The 445-nt window shown below is 38.7% G+C and carries 1 protein-coding gene; it reads right to left on the bottom strand.

The window, feature by feature from the left end; genetic code table 11:
• On the bottom strand, positions 1–337 hold a 337-nt coding region (locus J7R10_RS08755; RefSeq protein ID WP_246787429.1), incomplete at its 3' end, for a DNA methyltransferase.
• Positions 338–445: the final 108 nt, after the last annotated feature.

The raw sequence follows: 445 nt of genomic DNA, 5'->3' as shown, positions 1-445 counted from the left end.
ACCCACCACCACCTTGCCAATTTATATTTTTAGAAATACCACCTTGATCAGTACCATCGATTACTTGTTTTAAACGAGGGATAATGTGGGTATGGCAATGTTCCCCAAGTTCAATCATAATCCACTTGCGCCCCATTTTATGTGCAACCGCACCGGTAGTGCCAGAACCGGCAAAGGAATCTAAGACAAGATCACCAGGATTGGTGGCAAGTTGAATAATGCGTTCTATGAGTCGTTCCGGTTTTGGAGTTTGAAATACATTATCAGAATTAAAAACTTTAATCTCTTTTTTCGCATCTTGATTGTGCCCTACTTCTGTATAAGGCCAAATAGTCATACTGGTTATTCCCTGTTTTACTTCAGAAACAAAACGTTTAATACGTGGTACTCCACCTCTATTTGGCCCAAACCAAATACGATTATCTTTTAATAGTTCAGAAAATTT

The sequence above is a fragment of the Bartonella vinsonii subsp. berkhoffii ATCC 51672 genome, from assembly GCF_902825225.1.
In the GTDB taxonomy this organism is placed as follows: Bacteria; Pseudomonadota; Alphaproteobacteria; order Rhizobiales; family Rhizobiaceae; genus Bartonella; species Bartonella berkhoffii.
Note: the sequence above shows the minus strand (reverse complement) of the source record. Positions and strands in the feature narration are given on the sequence as shown.